The 18,965-nt window shown below is 31.6% G+C and carries 18 protein-coding genes and 4 tRNA genes; 21 read left to right on the top strand and 1 reads right to left on the bottom strand.

The annotated features are described in order from the left end of the window. Positions 1 to 2 precede the first annotated feature (2 nt). The 17 genes from B2G86_RS12170 (at position 3) to B2G86_RS12090 (ending at position 14,613) form a co-directional block, all read left to right on the top strand. Positions 3 to 78 (top strand) — tRNA-Val (locus tag B2G86_RS12170). A 16-nt stretch (positions 79 to 94) separates the two neighbouring features. Beyond that, positions 95 to 178 (top strand) — tRNA-Tyr (locus tag B2G86_RS12165). A 4-nt stretch (positions 179 to 182) separates the two neighbouring features. After that, positions 183 to 257, top strand: a tRNA-Gln gene (locus tag B2G86_RS12160). Between the two features lie 5 nt (positions 258 to 262). Next, positions 263 to 335 (top strand) — tRNA-Lys (locus tag B2G86_RS12155). A gap of 197 nt (positions 336 to 532) precedes the next feature. Then, entirely contained in the window at positions 533 to 1,438 is a 906-nt protein-coding gene (gene rocF, locus B2G86_RS12150) for an arginase (protein ID WP_078358454.1), read from the top strand. A 140-nt stretch (positions 1,439 to 1,578) separates the two neighbouring features. Then, complete coding sequence (gene cdaA, locus B2G86_RS12145; RefSeq protein ID WP_078358453.1) at positions 1,579 to 2,385, top strand: diadenylate cyclase CdaA; 807 nt, start codon at positions 1,579 to 1,581, stop codon at positions 2,383 to 2,385. Then, entirely contained in the window at positions 2,386 to 3,321 is a 936-nt protein-coding gene (locus B2G86_RS12140) for a CdaR family protein (protein WP_078358452.1), read from the top strand. Between the two features lie 21 nt (positions 3,322 to 3,342). Then, on the top strand, positions 3,343 to 4,695 hold the full coding sequence (glmM, locus tag B2G86_RS12135; protein ID WP_078358451.1) for a phosphoglucosamine mutase: 1,353 nt from the start codon (positions 3,343 to 3,345) through the stop codon (positions 4,693 to 4,695). Between the two features lie 459 nt (positions 4,696 to 5,154). Continuing rightward, positions 5,155 to 6,957 (top strand): glutamine--fructose-6-phosphate transaminase (isomerizing), encoded by a 1,803-nt coding sequence (gene glmS / locus B2G86_RS12130; RefSeq protein WP_078358450.1) that lies wholly within the window; start codon positions 5,155 to 5,157, stop codon positions 6,955 to 6,957. Positions 6,958 to 7,091: 134 nt separating this feature from the next. Then, positions 7,092 to 7,394, top strand: coding sequence for a metal-sensing transcriptional repressor (locus tag B2G86_RS12125; protein ID WP_078358455.1), 303 nt, complete (start codon positions 7,092 to 7,094; stop codon positions 7,392 to 7,394). Between the two features lie 13 nt (positions 7,395 to 7,407). After that, on the top strand, positions 7,408 to 9,792 hold the full coding sequence (locus B2G86_RS12120; RefSeq protein ID WP_078358449.1) for a heavy metal translocating P-type ATPase: 2,385 nt from the start codon (positions 7,408 to 7,410) through the stop codon (positions 9,790 to 9,792). A 161-nt stretch (positions 9,793 to 9,953) separates the two neighbouring features. After that, positions 9,954 to 10,559 carry a DedA family protein gene (locus B2G86_RS12115; RefSeq protein ID WP_078358448.1) on the top strand — a complete coding sequence of 202 codons (606 nt, stop codon included), beginning with the start codon at positions 9,954 to 9,956 and terminating at the stop codon, positions 10,557 to 10,559. Between the two features lie 26 nt (positions 10,560 to 10,585). Continuing rightward, the gene (locus B2G86_RS12110; RefSeq protein ID WP_078358447.1) at positions 10,586 to 11,035 is read left to right on the top strand and encodes a GNAT family N-acetyltransferase; all 450 of its coding nucleotides are present in this window, start codon (positions 10,586 to 10,588) and stop codon (positions 11,033 to 11,035) included. A gap of 133 nt (positions 11,036 to 11,168) precedes the next feature. Then, positions 11,169 to 11,960 (top strand): VOC family protein, encoded by a 792-nt coding sequence (locus B2G86_RS12105; protein WP_078358446.1) that lies wholly within the window; start codon positions 11,169 to 11,171, stop codon positions 11,958 to 11,960. 100 nt (positions 11,961 to 12,060) lie between these two features. Beyond that, complete coding sequence (locus tag B2G86_RS12100; protein WP_078358445.1) at positions 12,061 to 12,843, top strand: ABC transporter ATP-binding protein; 783 nt, start codon at positions 12,061 to 12,063, stop codon at positions 12,841 to 12,843. Between the two features lie 75 nt (positions 12,844 to 12,918). Further along, positions 12,919 to 13,773 carry an HAD family hydrolase gene (locus tag B2G86_RS12095; protein ID WP_078358444.1) on the top strand — a complete coding sequence of 285 codons (855 nt, stop codon included), beginning with the start codon at positions 12,919 to 12,921 and terminating at the stop codon, positions 13,771 to 13,773. A 183-nt stretch (positions 13,774 to 13,956) separates the two neighbouring features. Further along, entirely contained in the window at positions 13,957 to 14,613 is a 657-nt protein-coding gene (locus tag B2G86_RS12090) for a haloacid dehalogenase type II (RefSeq protein WP_078358443.1), read from the top strand. 91 nt (positions 14,614 to 14,704) lie between these two features. Here B2G86_RS12090 and B2G86_RS12085 read toward each other — a convergent pair whose 3' ends face one another. Then, positions 14,705 to 15,652 (bottom strand): hypothetical protein, encoded by a 948-nt coding sequence (locus B2G86_RS12085; protein WP_078358442.1) that lies wholly within the window; start codon positions 15,650 to 15,652, stop codon positions 14,705 to 14,707. Positions 15,653 to 15,832: 180 nt separating this feature from the next. Between B2G86_RS12085 and B2G86_RS12080 the strand changes: the two genes are divergently transcribed. The 4 genes from B2G86_RS12080 to B2G86_RS12065 all read left to right on the top strand — a co-directional run bounded on the left by B2G86_RS12080 (position 15,833) and on the right by B2G86_RS12065 (position 18,767). Beyond that, on the top strand, positions 15,833 to 16,366 hold the full coding sequence (locus B2G86_RS12080; protein ID WP_078358441.1) for a CHAP domain-containing protein: 534 nt from the start codon (positions 15,833 to 15,835) through the stop codon (positions 16,364 to 16,366). 13 nt (positions 16,367 to 16,379) lie between these two features. Then, a complete protein-coding gene (locus B2G86_RS12075; protein ID WP_078358440.1) occupies positions 16,380 to 17,027 on the top strand; it encodes an SDR family oxidoreductase in 648 nt (215 codons plus the stop codon). 18 nt (positions 17,028 to 17,045) lie between these two features. After that, positions 17,046 to 17,780 carry a metallophosphoesterase family protein gene (locus B2G86_RS12070; protein ID WP_078358439.1) on the top strand — a complete coding sequence of 245 codons (735 nt, stop codon included), beginning with the start codon at positions 17,046 to 17,048 and terminating at the stop codon, positions 17,778 to 17,780. Between the two features lie 105 nt (positions 17,781 to 17,885). Further along, positions 17,886 to 18,767 (top strand): nuclease-related domain-containing protein, encoded by an 882-nt coding sequence (locus tag B2G86_RS12065; protein ID WP_158079040.1) that lies wholly within the window; start codon positions 17,886 to 17,888, stop codon positions 18,765 to 18,767. Positions 18,768 to 18,965 lie beyond the last annotated feature (198 nt).

The raw sequence follows: 18,965 nt of genomic DNA, 5'->3' as shown, positions 1-18,965 counted from the left end.
ATGGAGAATTAGCTCAGCTGGGAGAGCATCTGCCTTACAAGCAGAGGGTCGGCGGTTCGAACCCGTCATTCTCCACCATTTAAAAAAATAAGCTGGAGGGGTAGCGAAGTGGCTAAACGCGGCGGACTGTAAATCCGCTCCTTCGGGTTCGGCAGTTCGAATCTGCCCCCCTCCACCATGATTGGGCTATAGCCAAGCGGTAAGGCAACGGACTTTGACTCCGTCACCCGCTGGTTCGAATCCAGCTAGCCCAGCCATTTTAGAGCCATTAGCTCAGTTGGTAGAGCATCTGACTTTTAATCAGAGGGTCAGAGGTTCGAATCCTCTATGGCTCATAAGTAAGAGACGTTAGTTTAAGCTAACGTCTCTTTTTTTGTATATTTATATAAATAAATTATGCAAGATGTTTATGCATGAGTGTATAAATATTTGGGATATATTAATATTATCCAAGAACCCTTGTATAGCTTGATGTAAGTGCTTACATATAATAGAATATAATAGTAATGCTAAATAAGGGGGATATTAAATTATGAATAAGCGCATTGAAATAATCGGTGCTCCAACGGCTTTTGGTCAGCGTAAATTAGGGGTTAATTTTGGACCAGATGCTTTAAGATATGCTGGTTTAATTGAAAGAATTGAGAATACAGGTCATGAAGTAATAGACAAAGGGAATGTGGAATCTCCAGTAATAGATATGAAAAAATATAAAAGTGAACAGAATGGATTAAGAAATTTAGATGAAGTTATTTCATTTTCAAACAATTTATATGAAGCTGTAAATGAAACGAAGAATAATGGTAACTTCCCATTAATTTTAGGTGGAGATCATTCATTATCTATAGGTTCTATTGCAGGTATAAGTAAACACTATGAGAATTTAGGGGTCATTTGGTATGATGCACATGGTGATTTAAATACAATAGAATCTTCTCCAAGTGGAAATATTCATGGAATGCCTTTAAGAGCTTTATTAGGAGATGGAAATGAAAATCTCACTAATATTGGTGGGTATAAAAATAAAGTTAAACCTGAAAATGTTGTATTAATAGGTATGAGAGATTTAGATGATGGAGAAAAGAAATATATAAAAGAACAAGGTATACTTACATATACTATGGCAGATATCGATAGACTTGGAATGAGTAAAGTGATTTCTGAAACTATTGATTATTTAAAAGCTAAAACGGATGGTATTCATCTTTCACTTGATGTTGATGCGTTAGACCCAGTTGAAACGCCAGGTACTGGAACGACTGTACCTGGAGGGGCAACATACAGAGAAAGTCATTTAGCAATGGAAATGTTAAATGAATCAAACTTGATTGTTTCTGCTGATTTAGTAGAAGTTAATCCTTTAATTGATGAATATAATAAGACTGCACATCAAGCGATAGGTTTAATGGGATCATTTTTTGGTGAAAAGTTATTATAATTGACAACGATATATAGATGTATTTAAATTAAGAAGTCTCTTTTAAAGAGGCTTTTTTGTTTTATATATAATTAAATTAACAATATACCGAAAAAATTGTTATAATAAGCACTAGGTAAATGAAAGACGGAGGAGATACTATGCAGTTACCTGATATTTTTGGTGAATTGAGTGCCTTAAAGGTTATTACAGGTATACTTGATTTGATTATTGTATGGTATGTATTGTACTTGATCATAACTGTAGTTAAAGGTACAAAAGCGATACAATTATTAAAAGGTATATTTTTCATCATAATAGGTAGAACAATAAGTAATTTTTTAAATTTAACAACTACTACGCTCCTGTTTGATTTTGTATTACAATGGGGTTTTTTAGCTATTATTGTAATATTCCAACCTGAGTTCAGAAGAGCTTTGGAACAATTAGGGCGCGGAAGTTTATTTAAACGAGTTAATGTAGCGACATCAGCAGAACAAGAAAGATTAACTGATAGTGTCGATAAAGCAGTACAATATATGGCAAAAAGAAGAATTGGAGCATTAATTGTGTTCGAGAAAGAAACAGGATTGCAAGATTACATAGAAACGGGTATACCAATAAATGCTGATATTTCTCAAGAGTTACTGACTAATATATTCATTCCTAATACACCATTACACGATGGTGCGATGATTATTCAAGAACAAAAAATTGCTACAGCAGCGAGTTATTTACCTTTATCAGATAGTCAAAAAATCTCTAAAAGTCTAGGAACTAGACATAGAGCAGCTGTAGGTATTTCAGAAGTATCAGACGCGTTTACAGTTGTTGTATCTGAAGAAACGGGTTCAATTTCTGTAACAATTAATGGCAAACTTAGAAAAGAAATATCAAGCGAAGCATTTAGAGAGTTACTAGTTGAGCATTGGTTTGGTTCTGTTCAAAACAGAAAGGATGTGAAGTAGATGCTAGAATCTAAATGGGGATTACGTTTTGTAGCTTTAGTGCTAGCATTACTCATGTTTTTATCTGTTAATAATGTGTTTGGCAGTTTGTTTTCAGAAAATGCTTTAAAAAGTTCTGATCATACAATAGAAGATGTACCTGTCGATACGTTGTATGATACGAAAGAATTATATTTGTCTGGTGCACCTAAAACAGTAGACGTTAAAGTTTCAGGACCGCAGTCTACAATATTACAAGCTGAAAAATTATTGAATTTTAAAGTAGAGTTAGATTTAAAAAACAAATCAGTTGGTCAGTATAAAGAAGAATTTAAGATTAAAGGTTTAAGTGATGAATTGAAAGCAACTGTGATTCCAAAAAGTGCTAATGTTTCACTACAAGATAAAGTGTCTAAAAAATATCCAATTGAAGCAGAAATAAATCAAAATAGAATTGCTTCAGGATACGAATTAGTCGGAGAGACAGTAAATCCTTCACAAGTCACTATTACAGGTGGGCAGGAAGAACTGAATAAGATTTCATATGTTAAGGCAACATTAGATGAAAATAAACAATTAACAGACGATACGACTGAAAAAGCTGGTATAAGTGTACTTGATAGCAATTTAAATAAATTGGATGTGCAAATTAGACCAGATACCGTAAATGTTAATATTAAAGTAGCTAGATCTAGTAAAACAGTAAGTTTAAATCCTATTACAAAGGGTACTTCATCAAAAGGTGTTAGTATTGATGGAATTAATTTAGATAAATCTGAAGTTAAAATATATGGTTCGCGTAATGTACTAGATGGTATTGAATCAATAGATGTACCTGTAGACGTTTCTAACGTTGACGGGAATACAACTAAAAAAGTAGATTTAAACTTGCCAGATGGTGTGGATGACGCAGAATATAAAGATGTTGAAGCAAAAATTACAACTTCTAAAAACTAATGGAAATAAAGGAGAATTATAATGGGCAAATATTTTGGTACTGATGGTGTAAGAGGTGTAGCAAATTCTGAGTTAACACCGGAAATTGCATTCAAATTAGGTAGATTTGGTGGTTATGTATTATCAAAGAAGCATAATAGTGAGAATCCAAAAGTTTTAGTTGGTAGAGACACACGTGTTTCAGGGGAAATGTTAGAATCTGCTTTAATAGCAGGTCTTTCGTCAATTGGTGCAGAAGTAATGAGGTTAGGAGTAATATCAACTCCAGGTGTTGCATATTTAACGAGAGAAATGGATGCTGATCTTGGGGTAATGATTAGTGCATCTCATAACCCTGTAGCTGACAACGGTATTAAATTCTTTGGTCCAGATGGCTTTAAATTAACGGATGATGAAGAATTAGAAATTGAAAAATTAATAGACTCTTCAGAAGATAACTTACCAAGACCAACTGGTAATCAATTGAATCCTATTTCTGATTACTTTGAAGGTGCTCAAAAATATATTAGCTATATTAAATCTACGGTTGATGGTGATTTAGACGGATTGAAAATTGTATTGGATGGCGCACACGGTGCCACTTATTCACTAGCACCATACTTATTTGGTGACTTAGAAGCGACAAGTGAAACAATTGGTTGTAAACCTGATGGATACAATATTAATTTAAATGTTGGTTCTACACATCCAGAAGAATTAGCTAAATCGGTACTAGAACATGAAGCTGATTTAGGATTAGCTTTTGATGGCGATGGTGACAGAATAATTGCTGTAGACGAAAAAGGACAAATCGTTGATGGTGACCAAATTATGTTTGTTTTAGCACAAGATATGGCTAAAAATGGTGAGTTAAAAGATAATATGGTTGTTTCGACTGTTATGAGTAATTTAGGCTTTTATAAAGCGTTAGAAGAAGAAGGCATTAAATCAAACAAAACAAAAGTTGGCGATAGATATGTCGTTGAAGAAATGAGACATGGGTCTTATAGCCTTGGTGGAGAACAGTCGGGACATATTGTTCTTATGGATTATAATACAACTGGTGACGGTTTATTAACTGGTGCACACTTAGCAAGTATTATAAAAAGATCAGGCAAAAGTTTAAGTGATTTAACAAGCAAAATGAAAAAATATCCACAAAGATTAGTAAATGTTAGAGTTTCAAACAAATTTGGTGTGGAAGAAAATACAAAAGTGTCAGAAATTATGACTAAAGTTGAAGTTGAAATGAATGGTGAAGGACGTATATTAGTAAGACCTTCAGGAACAGAACCATTAGTTAGAGTTATGGTTGAAGCTAAAACAGAAGAAGATGCTGAAAGATACGTAAACAGCATTGCAGATGTTGTAAAAGAAGAAATGGGTATTGAATAGTACGAATTGAGGTGGAGACAATTAATTTGTCTTTGCCTCTTTTTTTATAATTAATATATCTAGCAAAAGTACTATATTTGTATGAAATATAGTATTATAATTGCACAACATACAGTTTCATTGTAGAATGAAGGAAGCTTACTTAAGGAGGAATGTGAGGTATACTAAAATAAGGAAACTTATAGCGCCTGAACAATGGTCATACATGATTAATGATGCGTGTATAAACAGATACATGTTGAATGAATGTAGTTGCCTTTGTTGACGAGGAGGATAGTTATCGAATTATCGGCGGATGCTATCCCGGATGTGGCCCATTCGAAAGTTCAATGTTTAAAGCATATAGGTGACTGTATGTCCAAAGCCATTGAAATAGCCATAAATTAAAGAATGTATTGAAAGCGACTGGACAATTTTTTGGTGTCTAACCGCTTATTTAAAATTGGAGGAATTTTGTTTATGTGTGGAATAGTAGGATATATAGGTACAGCAAATGCTAAAGAATTATTACTTAAAGGATTAGAAAAATTAGAATATAGAGGTTATGATTCAGCTGGTATTGCTGTTAGAAACAAAGAAGAAATTAAAGTATTTAAAGCAAAAGGAAGAATTGCTGAGTTACGTAAAGCAGCTTCAGATGATTTTGATGGAAATATTGGTATTGGTCATACTCGTTGGGCAACACATGGTGTACCAAACTATGAAAATGCTCATCCACATCAATCAACATCTGGTCGTTTTACATTAGTACACAATGGTGTAATTGAAAATTATGAACAACTTAAGAGTGAATATTTAGAAGGCATTACATTCAAATCAGATACTGATACTGAAGTAATTGTCGAATTAATCGAGTACTTCTCAAATAAAGGATTAACTACTGAAGAAGCTTTCAATAAAGTATTATCATTATTACATGGTTCTTATGCACTTGGTTTATTAGATGAACAAGATGCAGATACAATTTATGTAGCTAAAAACAAATCACCTTTATTAGTAGGTATCGGAGAAGACTTTAATGTTATCGCTTCAGATGCAATTGCAATGTTAGCTGTTACGGATACTTATAAAGAATTAGTTGATAATGAAATCGTAATCGTTAAACGCGATGAAGTAATTATTAAAGATCAAGATGGTAAAGTGATTGAAAGAGATAGCTATAAAGCAGAAATTGATGCTTCAGACGTTGAAAAAGGTACTTATGATCATTACATGTTAAAAGAAATTCATGAACAACCTGGTGTAATGCGTAATATCATTCAAAATTATCAAGACGAAGAAGGCAATCTTAAAATTGATAAAGCAATTATAGATGATGTAGCTCAAGCTGACAGAATTTATATCGTTGCTTGTGGTACGAGTTACCATGCCGGTTTAGTTGGTAAAGAATTTATTGAAAAATGGGCTGAAGTACCAACTGAAGTACATGTTGCTTCAGAGTTTGTTTATAACATGCCTATATTGTCTAAAAAACCATTATTCATCTTTATCTCACAATCAGGTGAAACAGCAGATAGCCGTGCAGTATTAGTAGAAGCTAAACGTTTAGGACATAAAGCTTTAACAATTACAAACGTACCAGGCTCTACACTATCACGTGAAGCGGATCATACATTAATCTTACATGCTGGTCCAGAAATCGCTGTTGCGTCTACAAAAGCATATACAGCTCAAATAGCAGTATTAGCAATACTTTCCCAAGTAGTAGCTAATGCACATAACAAAAATACAGGTGTAGATATTATCCCTGAATTAGCAAAAGTGACTACTGCAATTACAGCAATAGTTGATGACGCTCCAAAAATGGAACAAATTGCTAAAGATTTCTTAGAAACAACACGTAACGCATTCTTCATTGGCCGTACAATGGATTACTATGTAGGTCTAGAAGGCGCATTAAAACTTAAAGAAATCTCTTATATACAAGCTGAAGGATTTGCTGGTGGAGAATTAAAACACGGTACAATCGCATTAATTGAAGAAGGTACACCAATTGTTGCTTTAGCTACTCAAGAAAAAGTTAACTTATCAATTAGAGGTAATGTTAAAGAAGTTGTAGCACGTGGCGCTAATCCATGTATCATTTCAATGGAAGGTTTAGAACATGATCATGATACGTATGTTATTCCACACGTACATGAAATGTTATCTCCACTTGTTTCAGTTGTTACATTACAACTTATTTCTTACTACGCAGCATTACACAGAGGCTGTGACGTAGACAAACCACGTAACTTAGCTAAATCAGTTACAGTTGAATAATTAATATAGAAAATCAGAGGCTGGGACAATTAATTTGTCCCGGCTTTTTTCATTATTATGTTTAAATTGAGCATTCACATTGAAAAATATACGATAGGGGGGTATAGTTGTATTTAAAGAGAGGACGTGAAGTTATGAGTGAGTTTTTACATGAACATACAGTAACACCAAGAACTAAAGAAGAGAAAGATAAAGTTATAAATAGACTTAAGCGTATTGAAGGTCAAGTTAGAGGAATTCAAAATATGGTTGAAGAAGATAGATATTGTGTTGATATTCTTGTACAAATTAGTGCCATTCAATCTGCATTAAAAAATGTAGGATTTGCTGTTACTGAACGTCATATTAAACATTGCGTTACAGATGCTATTCAAAACGGAGAAGGCGAAGAAACAATTGATGAATTGATGAGTGTACTTAAGCAATTTTCTAAGTAAGGAGGTCAACTAAATGAATGAAGACAAACAAGTTACTATTGGCGTAACAGGTATGACATGTGCTGCATGTTCAAGTAGAATTGAGAAAGTCTTAAACAGAATGGACGGCGTAGAAGCACAAGTGAATTTATCTACTGAAAAGGCTTCTATTAAGTTTAAAGATGATTCAACTCAATTATCTGATGTAACGAAAAAAATAGAAAATTTAGGCTATGGTGTTTTGACTGAAAAATTAGATTTAGATGTTTATGGTATGACATGTGCTGCATGTTCAAGCCGTATTGAAAAAGTTTTAAATCGTCAACAAGGGATAGCAACTGCAACTGTAAACTTAACAACTGAACAAGCGAGTGTTGAATATAATCCAGAGTTAATCGATGAAAAGTCAATTATTGATAAAATTAAAAATATTGGCTATGATGCAGAGTCTAAAAATGATTCAAAAGACAAAAAGACATATAAAGAAAATGAAGTTAAACAAATGAAAATAAAACTTATTGTTTCAGCTATTTTGTCATTACCGCTTATATTAACGATGTTTGTTCATTTATTTAATCTTCCAGTGCCACAAATGTTAATGAATCCATGGTTCCAATTTGTATTAGCAACACCTGTTCAATTTATAATTGGTTGGCAATTTTATGTTGGAGCATATAAGAACTTAAAAAATGGTGGTGCAAACATGGATGTGCTTGTTGCATTAGGGACAAGTGCAGCATATTTTTATAGCTTATATGAAGCGATAAAAACAATTGGTAGACCAGATTATATGCCTCATTTATATTTTGAAACAAGTGCGGTATTAATCACTTTAATATTATTTGGAAAATATTTAGAAAAACGTGCTAAAAGCCAAACGACAAATGCATTATCTTCACTATTAAGTTTGCAAGCTAAAGAAGCAAGAGTAATACGAAATAATGAGGAAATCATGATACCAATAGAGAATGTAGCTGTTGGTGATATTTTAAGCATTAAACCAGGCGAAAAGATACCTGTAGACGGTATTATTCAAAAAGGGCGAACGGCTATTGATGAATCTATGATAACTGGCGAATCTATACCAGTTGAAAAGTCAATAAACGAAGAAGTTATAGGTTCTACAATTAATAAAAATGGTTTAATTAATATGAAAGCAACAAAAGTAGGAAAAGATACTGCGTTGGCATCTATCGTTAAAGTTGTCGAAGAAGCTCAAGGTTCTAAAGCACCTATTCAAAGGTTAGCAGATGTTATTTCAGGTTACTTTGTTCCAATAGTTGTAGGTATAGCTATTTTAACATTCTTAATTTGGATTACTTTAGTTGATGCTGGTCAATTTGAAAATGCACTCGTTGCGGCAATTGCTGTTCTTGTTATTGCTTGCCCTTGTGCTTTAGGATTAGCAACACCAACATCCATAATGGTAGGAACAGGAAAAGCTGCAGAAAGCGGCATACTATTTAAAGGTGGAGAGCATTTAGAACGCACACACCAATTAAATGCAATCGTATTGGATAAGACTGGAACAATTACAAAAGGTAAACCAGAAGTAACAGATTTTACAGGAGATATTGAGACATTGAAATTATTAGCTAGTGCTGAAAAAGGATCAGAGCATCCATTAGCTGAAGCCATAGTGGCGTATACAACTGAGCAAGATATAACACTAGCAGATGTAGAAGATTTTGATGCAATCCCTGGATACGGTATACGGGCATTAATAAATAGTGAGAATGTATTAGTAGGTAATAGAAAATTGATGTCACAAAACGGCATTGACACAAATATATTTGATGAAGATTTATCTAAATTAGAAACTGAAGGTAAGACAGCTATGCTAGTGGCAGTAGGTGGCGTTTTTAAAGGTATTGTTGCTGTAGCTGACACAATTAAAGAGAATGCACCTGAAGCTATTAAAATGTTACAAGATGAAGGTCTAGAGGTTATAATGCTAACTGGTGATAATGAGAGAACAGCTCAAGCAATAGCGAAACAAGTAGGTATTCATAATGTTATATCTGAAGTATTACCAGAAGAAAAAGCAGACAAAATAAAAGCCATTCAAAATACAGGTAAAAAAGTAGCGATGGTAGGAGATGGTGTTAATGATGCACCAGCACTAGCTATAGCAGATATAGGTATTGCAATAGGTACAGGAACTGAAGTGGCAATAGAAGCAGCTGATGTAACGATTTTAGGTGGAGAATTATTGCTCATTCCAAAAGCGATTAAAATTAGCCATGCTACAATTAAGAATATTAAACAAAATTTATTTTGGGCATTTGGTTACAATACAGCTGGCATACCGATAGCTGCATTAGGTCTCTTAGCTCCATGGGTTGCTGGCGCAGCAATGGCATTAAGTTCTGTAAGTGTTGTGTCGAACGCGCTAAGATTAAAAAAAGTTAAATTATAATAAAACTGGATCCAAAATAAAACTGAAAAATATTCATTCTTAAGTCTGACTCTTATTATGATTGTTTTATTATATAATTAAGTTAAGTATTATTTTTGAAGGTTTATGTTATAGCTTGAAAAGGTATTTATATAAAGATGATAACTTAAAGGAGCAAATTAATGGAGAGTTGGATTACAAGTATCATGGAGCAATTTGGTTATTTGGGTATAGCCTTATTAATATTATTAGAAAATGTTTTTCCTCCTATTCCGTCAGAAGTAATTTTGACGTTTGGAGGATTTATGACAACTAAATCAGAATTAACAATAGTAGGTGTGGTTATTGCCTCTACTATAGGATCAGTTTTTGGAGCTGTTATTTTATATTGGATTGGTCGTATACTTAACGTTGATAGACTCGAAAGAATTATTGAAAAGTGGGGCAAGTATTTAAGATTAACGAAAGAAGATGTAAGAAAAGCTGATGCATGGTTCGATAAGTATGGTCCATGGACGGTGTTCTTCTGCAGATTTATTCCACTTATTAGAAGTTTGATTTCTATCCCAGCTGGTATGAGTGATATGAATCAATGGTTGTTCTTATTATTAACGACTTTAGGTACACTTATTTGGAATTTAATACTAGTTATAGTTGGTGCTAAAGTTGGAGATAATTGGCATCAAATAGTTAACTATATGGATGTTTATTCAAACTTTATGTATGCGATTATTGCTATTGGAATCATTGTATTTATTATCTGGTTTGTTAAACGTAAGAAAGCTTAATAAATTGAAATGTTGTAGGTGAAGTAATGATATCATTATGTAAGTTTTTAACGGAAAGACATTATGAATTGTTATCTTTAGCTGATGACAATCAACAAGCGATTAATGATTATACTTTAAGAGGTAAAGTTTACATTTATGAGAAACAAGGTCAAACAATCGGTATTGTAGTGGGATTGTTAACGAGACCAAACACTTTGGAATTAGTTAATTTAGCTGTTGATCCTCAATTTCAAAACAAAGGGATTGGTCGTCAATTAATTGAACATATTATAACAGTCGGTAAAGAATTAGACTGTCATACTATAACTGTAGGTACCGGAAATTCTGGTATTGGTCAATTAAAACTTTATCAACAAGCTGGTTTTAGAATGAAATCTATAGATATTGATTATTTCATTAAATATTATAAAGATCCTATTTTTGAGAATGGCATACAATGTAAAGACATGGTAAGACTTGAATTAGAGATATAAAAGAACTGTTCATAGACGGACTTACTGATGAGTATGACGTTTATGGGCATTTTTTTAAACATATTAGTATACTTTTTATAGTATATAAAGTATACTAATATTATTGATAAAGAAAATAGAAGAGGTGTTATATATGTTTCATGGTAAAGATGCAACATTAGTTAAAGGTATCACGTTAAATGTTACAGATTTAGAGAAAATGACAGTATTTTATGACAATATAATTGGATTAACAATAAGAACTAAGAATGAAACAGAAACAGTATTTGAAATAGGTGATTCAGGACATACGATTACTTTGAAATTATTAGAAGATGGAAGAAAACCTAGTATAAGAGAAGCGGGTTTATTTCATATTGCAATATTACTACCTACAACAGCAGATTTAGCAGATTTCTTAATTCACGCTTCAAGATTAAATGTTCAGTTAGGTGCTGGTGACCATATAGTGTCTGAAGCACTATATTTAAATGATCCAGATGGAAATGGTATAGAAATATATCGTGATCGTGATGCGCGTAACTGGGAATGGAATGATGGCAATGTTGCAATGGATACACATGAGGTGAATGCAGAAGCGCTAGTTGAACAAGCTTCAAATGAAGGTTGGAATGGAATGCCTGCTGATGCAAAAATTGGACATTTACATTTAAAAACAAATGATATTGAAGCGTCTAAAGAATTTTATTTAAATACTTTAGGATTAAAAGCAGTAGTAGATAATTTTCCAAATGCTTTGTTTATGTCTACTAAAAATTATCACCATCATATTGCGATTAATACTTGGCAATCAAATCAAAAAAGAGAAGAATCAGACAATAGTTATGGTTTAGCAAATATAGTGGTACAAATGCCAAATGCAGAAAGCAAGATTCTAACTTCACCGGATGGTTTACGATTCGAAATAAACCCTGAAATACAATAAATTATAAATTACCTTCTGATCCAATCATCTTTAATATACTTAAACTTTCATGTACAATTAGTGAATATTATGAAAACAGTAAATTAAAGGGGATGTAAATATGCTTCTTGATTTGAAACATATTAACTGGATACGTGAAGGTAAATACATACTAAAAGATATTTCTTGGGAAATAGTTGATGGAGAGCATTGGGTATTGTACGGATTAAATGGAGCAGGAAAATCCACAATGCTTGATATTATTAATGCGTATACAGCGCCTTCTTCAGGTGAATTTGAAATATTAGATATGAAACAAGGTGAACTTGGATATTCAGCTGATGGTATTAGAAAGCAAATTGGTTATGTTTCTCAATCTTTATTTAAGAAAATGAGAAAAGAAGACAATGCTTTTACGACTGTTATTAGTGGTGCTTATGCGTCAATAGGTGTATATAAAGAACCAAGTAAACAAATTAAAGATAAAGCAAATGAAATTTGCGAAGCATTAGGTATTACCAAGGATTATATTAACCGAAGATTTGGGAATTTATCACAAGGTGAACAAACGCGTGTATTAATTGGTAGAGCTTTAATGTCAGAACCGAGACTTCTAATACTTGATGAACCAACAAATGGCTTAGATTTTGTTGCAAGAGAAGATTTATTGGAAAGAATTGAGAATATTGGTCAAGATAAAAGTGGTCCAACAATGATATATGTTACGCATCATCTAGAAGAAGTGTTGCCTGTATTTAAGCAAATTTTATTATTAAAAGACGGTAAGGTATTTCGATCAGGAAATATTAATGACGTTGTTAATGAAAAAAATATGAGTAACTTATTTAACATAAATGTTGATGTTTCATTTAAGAACAATAGACCAATATTATCTAAAAAGTAATATAAATCTAAAATATTGCCTTTATTATATGAGCATGAAATAATAGATATTGATAAATTATATGGAGGCATCAACATGACAACGCAAGTGGTTTTTTTAGATATGGATGGCACAATTTTAAATGAAGAAAATAGAGTAACTGATTTTACTAATGAGATTATTCAAGAAGTTCGACAAAAAGGCATTAAAGTATTTATAGCTACTGGACGAGCTTATGATGAGATTTCATATTTGGTTCCTGAGAATTTTGAAGTTGATGGTATATTATCATCCAATGGTGCAGTAGGTTATATTAATGGCAAAGAAATATTTAAAAATCAACTACCGATGGAAACTGTACATAAACTTGTTGATTTAGCAGAAAAGCATCAAATATATTATGAATTATTCCCGTACTATAAAAATAGAATTGCATTAAACCGCGATAAAACATTGCTACTGTCAGAAATATCCACTGAACAAGCAGGAGATGTAGAAGCTAATGAATGGAAATCTCGACAAGAAGCATTAAGCGAAAAAATAAAATGGGTCGATGAAATACCAGAAGATGCATATTCAAAGTTTTATTTTTTCAAAAAGCATAAAACAGAAATTAAAAAATGGGAAGAACTCATTCTACCAATGAAGGAAGAACTTAATATTTCTATTTCTCATTCTACACCATGTAATCTTGAAACGATGCCTATGGGTGTAAACAAAGCGACAGCAATAGAAGCTGCGTTAAAATATTTAGAACTAGATAAAGATGTTAAGACATATGCAATTGGTGATAGTGACAATGATAAACAAATGCTAGAACATGTTGATTACCCAATAGTTATGAAAAATGCACCAGATCACATAAAAGAATTGGGTAAAGAAGTAACAAGAAGAACAAACGAAGAAAATGGTGTAGCTGACTACTTAAGTAAGAAATTTTTAATAAACTAAATTATTTAAATAACAAAATGATATTCAGGCTGTGATAATTAATTTATCCAGTCTGATTTTTATTTATAGTGACTTTATAGATCGTCAATCCCGCAAAATATATTGATAGCAATATATTTTGCGGGATTGTTTTATATTCGTTTGGATATAATAAAATGAAAGGATTTATAAGGAGTGATTATTATGATTAAAACGGTCGTTTTCGATATATATGGAACTTTATTCGATATAAATAGTGTCCAAGAAAAGTGTGAGAAATTATTTCCTGGAAACGGAGAAAAAATAGCTAAAGCTTGGCGTCATAAACTTATAGAATATACTCATGTTAGACAGCTAGTAGATCAATATAAACCATTTAGTAAAGTTATAAAAGATTCACTCGAATATGTACTTGATAGAAATGATTTTGACTATTCATTAAGTGACGTAAATGAGTGTGTGGAAGAGTATTATCGCTTGCAAGTATTCCCTGAAGTAACTCAATCATTAAATGATATATCACATATCGATAAAGTTATATTTAGTAATGGCAATCAAGAAATGATTCAAAAAGTATTGAAACATTCAAATATCGATAGTAGCTTTAAACATATTTTAGCGCTTGAAGAATTTGGTATGTATAAACCCAATTCTAATGGATATGTATTATTAGAAGAAAGGATTCCATATGAGAAACAAAAAATTCTGTTCGTATCATCTAATAAGTGGGATATTGTCGGAGCACAAAAGTTTGGATTTAAAACTGCATGGATAAATCGTAATTTTAGTGAGTTTGAATATATAGAAGTAGAGCCAGACTTTGAATTTCAATCGATATATGGCGTTAAAAATTTGATGTAAGAAAAATGGAAGGAGATAAAAAACAGGGGAAGCGTTCGTAAAGATAAATAAAAAAAGAGCTCAAAATTAATAGAGCTCTTAAAATTTAACTTTAGTTATTTTTTGGATAAAGTGCATTTTTATTTTTATGATAGAAGTTCATAAGGCTACCATATAAGAAGTAGAATACTGCAAACATAAATAGGTAGAATAGTATATAACCTATAATTGCGAATAATATTTGTATCACACTTGGCATCAATGAAACAATAACTGCTGCTATAATTCCAATGATTGCTATGATAATATACGCTGCTACAATATAAATTAAATTACTGAATAATAACTTCCAAGCACTATGAGGTCCCTTACTTGTTATGTTCCAACCGATTGAGAATTTAGTTATTGTAGGTAATGATCTTTGATCAATATGGACAAGTACTGTGTTAACTATAAAGATAACAAAATAATATAAAGGTATAAATAAGGCAAATAATACCAATATCATAAATAACATGATTACGATGAATGATATAGACATTGCACCAATACCTTCACTACCTGAACTTGGTTGCAATAACGCCATTGAAGTACCAAATATTGCGAAGAATATCACTTCTACAATAATGACAACTATGTAAACAATGAAATACATTGCTACACTAATTAAACCAATAATTAAAGTTAGCTTTAATGTTTTAACATAGTTTCCTTTTTTTAAGAACATGAATAAATCACTAAAGCGTGGGCTAATGCCTAAATCTGTATCTTTATAGAATTTTAGAATTCCATAAGCTATAGGGATTAATATAAAAATATACATCAGAATAAATAATATAAACCCTATGACCATTGAGATTAGAAATGTTGCTATGCCACCGCCTGATGGTTCACCTGAAAAGTCTTGTGATGCCGCTAAAGAAAATCCTCCAATTATAAATGCAATACCCGGAATTAACATTAATAGAACCATAATAATTGAGGAAAGGATTGTTAATAAAATTGTTTTGATATGTAAGCCTTGTCCATTTCTATAGTAGTCCAATTGGAATTTGAACATAAGATTCACCTCATTGTTTATTTGTATAATTAGGGTAACATAAATAACATTGCAAATGTCATTTAATTGTCAAAAATATTATAATAATTACAAACTTTTAAAAGAAGGTAATAAGCACTTTGTTTGATATCGTATTAAATTACTCATATATTTAAAGTATAAGATTTTTAGGAGTGGACTATGAAAAAGTTATTCCGATTTATTGTGTTCATTGCTACATGGACTGCTATTATTGCAATGGCATTTCTTTTTAGAAGCCAAGGTGGATTTGATTTTATAAGTGATTACACTGAAGATATCAAAAAGCAAATAAAGGAAAAAGAAATAGCTATACGGACAGAACAAATTAAGAAAAATGATAAAACAGATGACCGCTCGTTAGGAAATTTTTATCAAGAAGGTCAATGTACATTTTATGTTTATGAAGAAAGATTAAATATTGATAAAAGAATTGGATCATCTTGGGGTGATGCAAAACAGTGGGATGATCGTGCTAAAGATGAAGGTTATAAAGTCGATGGTCAACCAAGAGAAGGTTCTATATTACAAACTGATTATGGTGAATTAGGACATGTTGCGATTGTTAATGAAGTGAAAAGTGACGGTTCTATTGTTGTATCAGATATGAATTATGAAAAGCCATATGAAGTAACAGAAAGGTTAATTACCTCAGATAGATTGCACAATTATCAATTTATACATGAAAAAATTTAAAGGAGTGTTTTAAATGAATATATTCGTAATAGGTGCTAATGGACAAATTGGAAGACATTTAGTAAAAAGTTTAATCGATCAAGGAAATGAAGTAACAGCAGGCATTAGAAAAAATAGCCAAGCAGCTTTCTTTGAAGAATTAGGTGCCAAAACAGTGTCACTTGATTTAGAATATGATGATATTAATGATATTTCTGAAAAAATAAAAGATGCAGATAAAGTTGTGTTTACTGCTGGATCTGGTGGTCACACTGGAGCAGATCAAACGATTATCATTGATTTAGATGGTGCTGTTAAATCAATAGAAGCTAGTAAGAAAGCAGGTACAAAACATTTCGTACTCGTTTCTTCATTTGATACTAGAAGATCAGCATTTGAAGGTGACTTGAAACCTTATACAATTGCTAAACATTATGCTGATGTTCATTTAAGAAATTCTGGTTTACCATATACAATTGTGCATCCAGGATTATTAACTAACGATGATGGATTAGGTAAAGTAGAAATAGCAGAAGAAGTTGAACGCGGAAAAGTACCACGCGAAGACGTTGCTAATGTGATACAAGAAGTATTAAATAATGATGGTAAAATTGGACAAGAATTTCAAGTGGTATCAGGAGACATAGAAATTAAAGAAGCGGTTGAGCAATTTAATAATTAATCATTAAGGAGTTGTATTATGGTTAAATTTGCAATTTTAACAGATATACACGGAAACTATGATGCTTTGACAGCTGTACTTACAGATATAGATAATAAAAAAGACATTAAACACATTTATAATTTAGGCGATAACATTGGTGTCGGACATCAAACGAATGAAGTTCTAGAAGTTATTACAAATAGAGATGATATGACTTATATTGCTGGAAACCATGATGAAGCAATAATGGCAGTTTCTAATAAAGAAGATTATCCTGAAAGTTTAAAAAATAAATTTTATGAACATCATCAATGGATAGTGGAACATTTAGATACTAAATATTATAACTTTTTGAATAACTTGCAACGTGAAGTTACTCAAGATATTGAAGGATTAAAATTTTATTTCACTCATTATCGTATACTTGAAGAAAATATCAAGCAACATATTAGTGACGATCCATTTGAACCAATCGTTGAGCCCTCATTAGAACATGTGCATGGATTATTTAATGGCTTAGATGCAGATTTTGTAACCTTTGGACATAATCATGTATTACACCATTTTGATGATATTGAGACAATATATTTTAATCCAGGATCTGTAGGTTTGAACAATGGCGCTTATGCAGTATATGGAATTGTAGAAGTTAAAGATGGTGCGATAAATGTAGAAAGAATTAAAGTACCATATGATAACCAACCATTCTTAGATGGATTTGATGAGAAAGCCGTACCAGGAAAACAACTAATATTTGAATCATTTATATAGATAAAATAAGTTCGAGGTTGAGACAATAGAATTGTCCCAACCTCGATTTTTTGATTGAATTGGATTAAAATGGAAATAGAATATGACAACAAAGAAGGTGCCTTCATGAGTAAAAATTATTATAATTTAATTGAATCTTTAATTGGAAGAACAAGTATTAAACAGCAAGATATTCAAAAGTATGAAACATATAAGAAAGGAAAAGAGGGAGAAAATAAATTTTTAGAATTATTAAGTTGCATTGAAAATGTAGAATATATTTATAATTTACAACTTAGAAACAATCAAGATTATCAATATGATTTTATAGTGATAACAGATAAAATCATCTATCAGTTTGAAATAAAAAATTATTATGGCAGTTATGAATTTAAAAATGGTAATTTAATTGGGCAAAGTGGTTTTATTATAAAGTATCCAACAGCACAGTTAGAAAGAAACGAATACTATTTAGAACTTTTAATTAAAAGATTAAATATCCAAAGAATGATAAAGAGTTACTTGGTTTTTATTAATGAAAATTTTAAGTTAACTGGTAATGTAAACAATGACTTGATTATTTTACCTACTCAATTAAATAAAGTAAAACACTTAATTAAAAATGAAAATCCTCAGCAAAACCACTTAATTAACACTTCCCTGCAAAAGCTAAATTCTCCTTTTGAAGACGAATATCATCAATACCCAAAGTTTAAATTCGAAAATATAAATCCTGGAATAAGATGTACACATTGTAAGAATATTATCAGTGAGACTTTGAAAGAAAAGCAAAAAATGATTACATGTAATTTCTGTTTTAGCAGAATTTCAAGGAAGAAATTAGTCTTGAAGACACTTGAAGAATTGCTATGCATTAAAGGGGAACCCTTCACAATGAGAGAAGCTAGAAAATGGTGTAATGGCATTCATAGAAATACACTTTCTTATATAATGAAAGAAGAGTTCAAAGTTAAAATGAAAAACAAAACTAAAGTATATTATAAATAAGGGTGAGAGTAGAAAAACTAATTTAAACGCACGAAGACTCCAGAGATATCGTGCGATTCAGATAAAATCGGTCCAAAACGCACGAAGACTCCAGAGATATCGTGCGATTCAGCTCAAATACAAGTCAAGTCCATAATTTTGTGTAATATCTTTAGATGTAATCAACCATTGGTTTTTCTATGGTATTAACAAAATATA

Origin of the sequence: Mammaliicoccus fleurettii (assembly GCF_002018435.1) — a bacterium.
GTDB lineage: Bacteria > Bacillota > Bacilli > Staphylococcales > Staphylococcaceae > Mammaliicoccus > Mammaliicoccus fleurettii.
The sequence above is the reverse complement of the archived record's forward strand: the minus strand, read 5'-3'. Positions and strand labels throughout refer to the sequence as shown.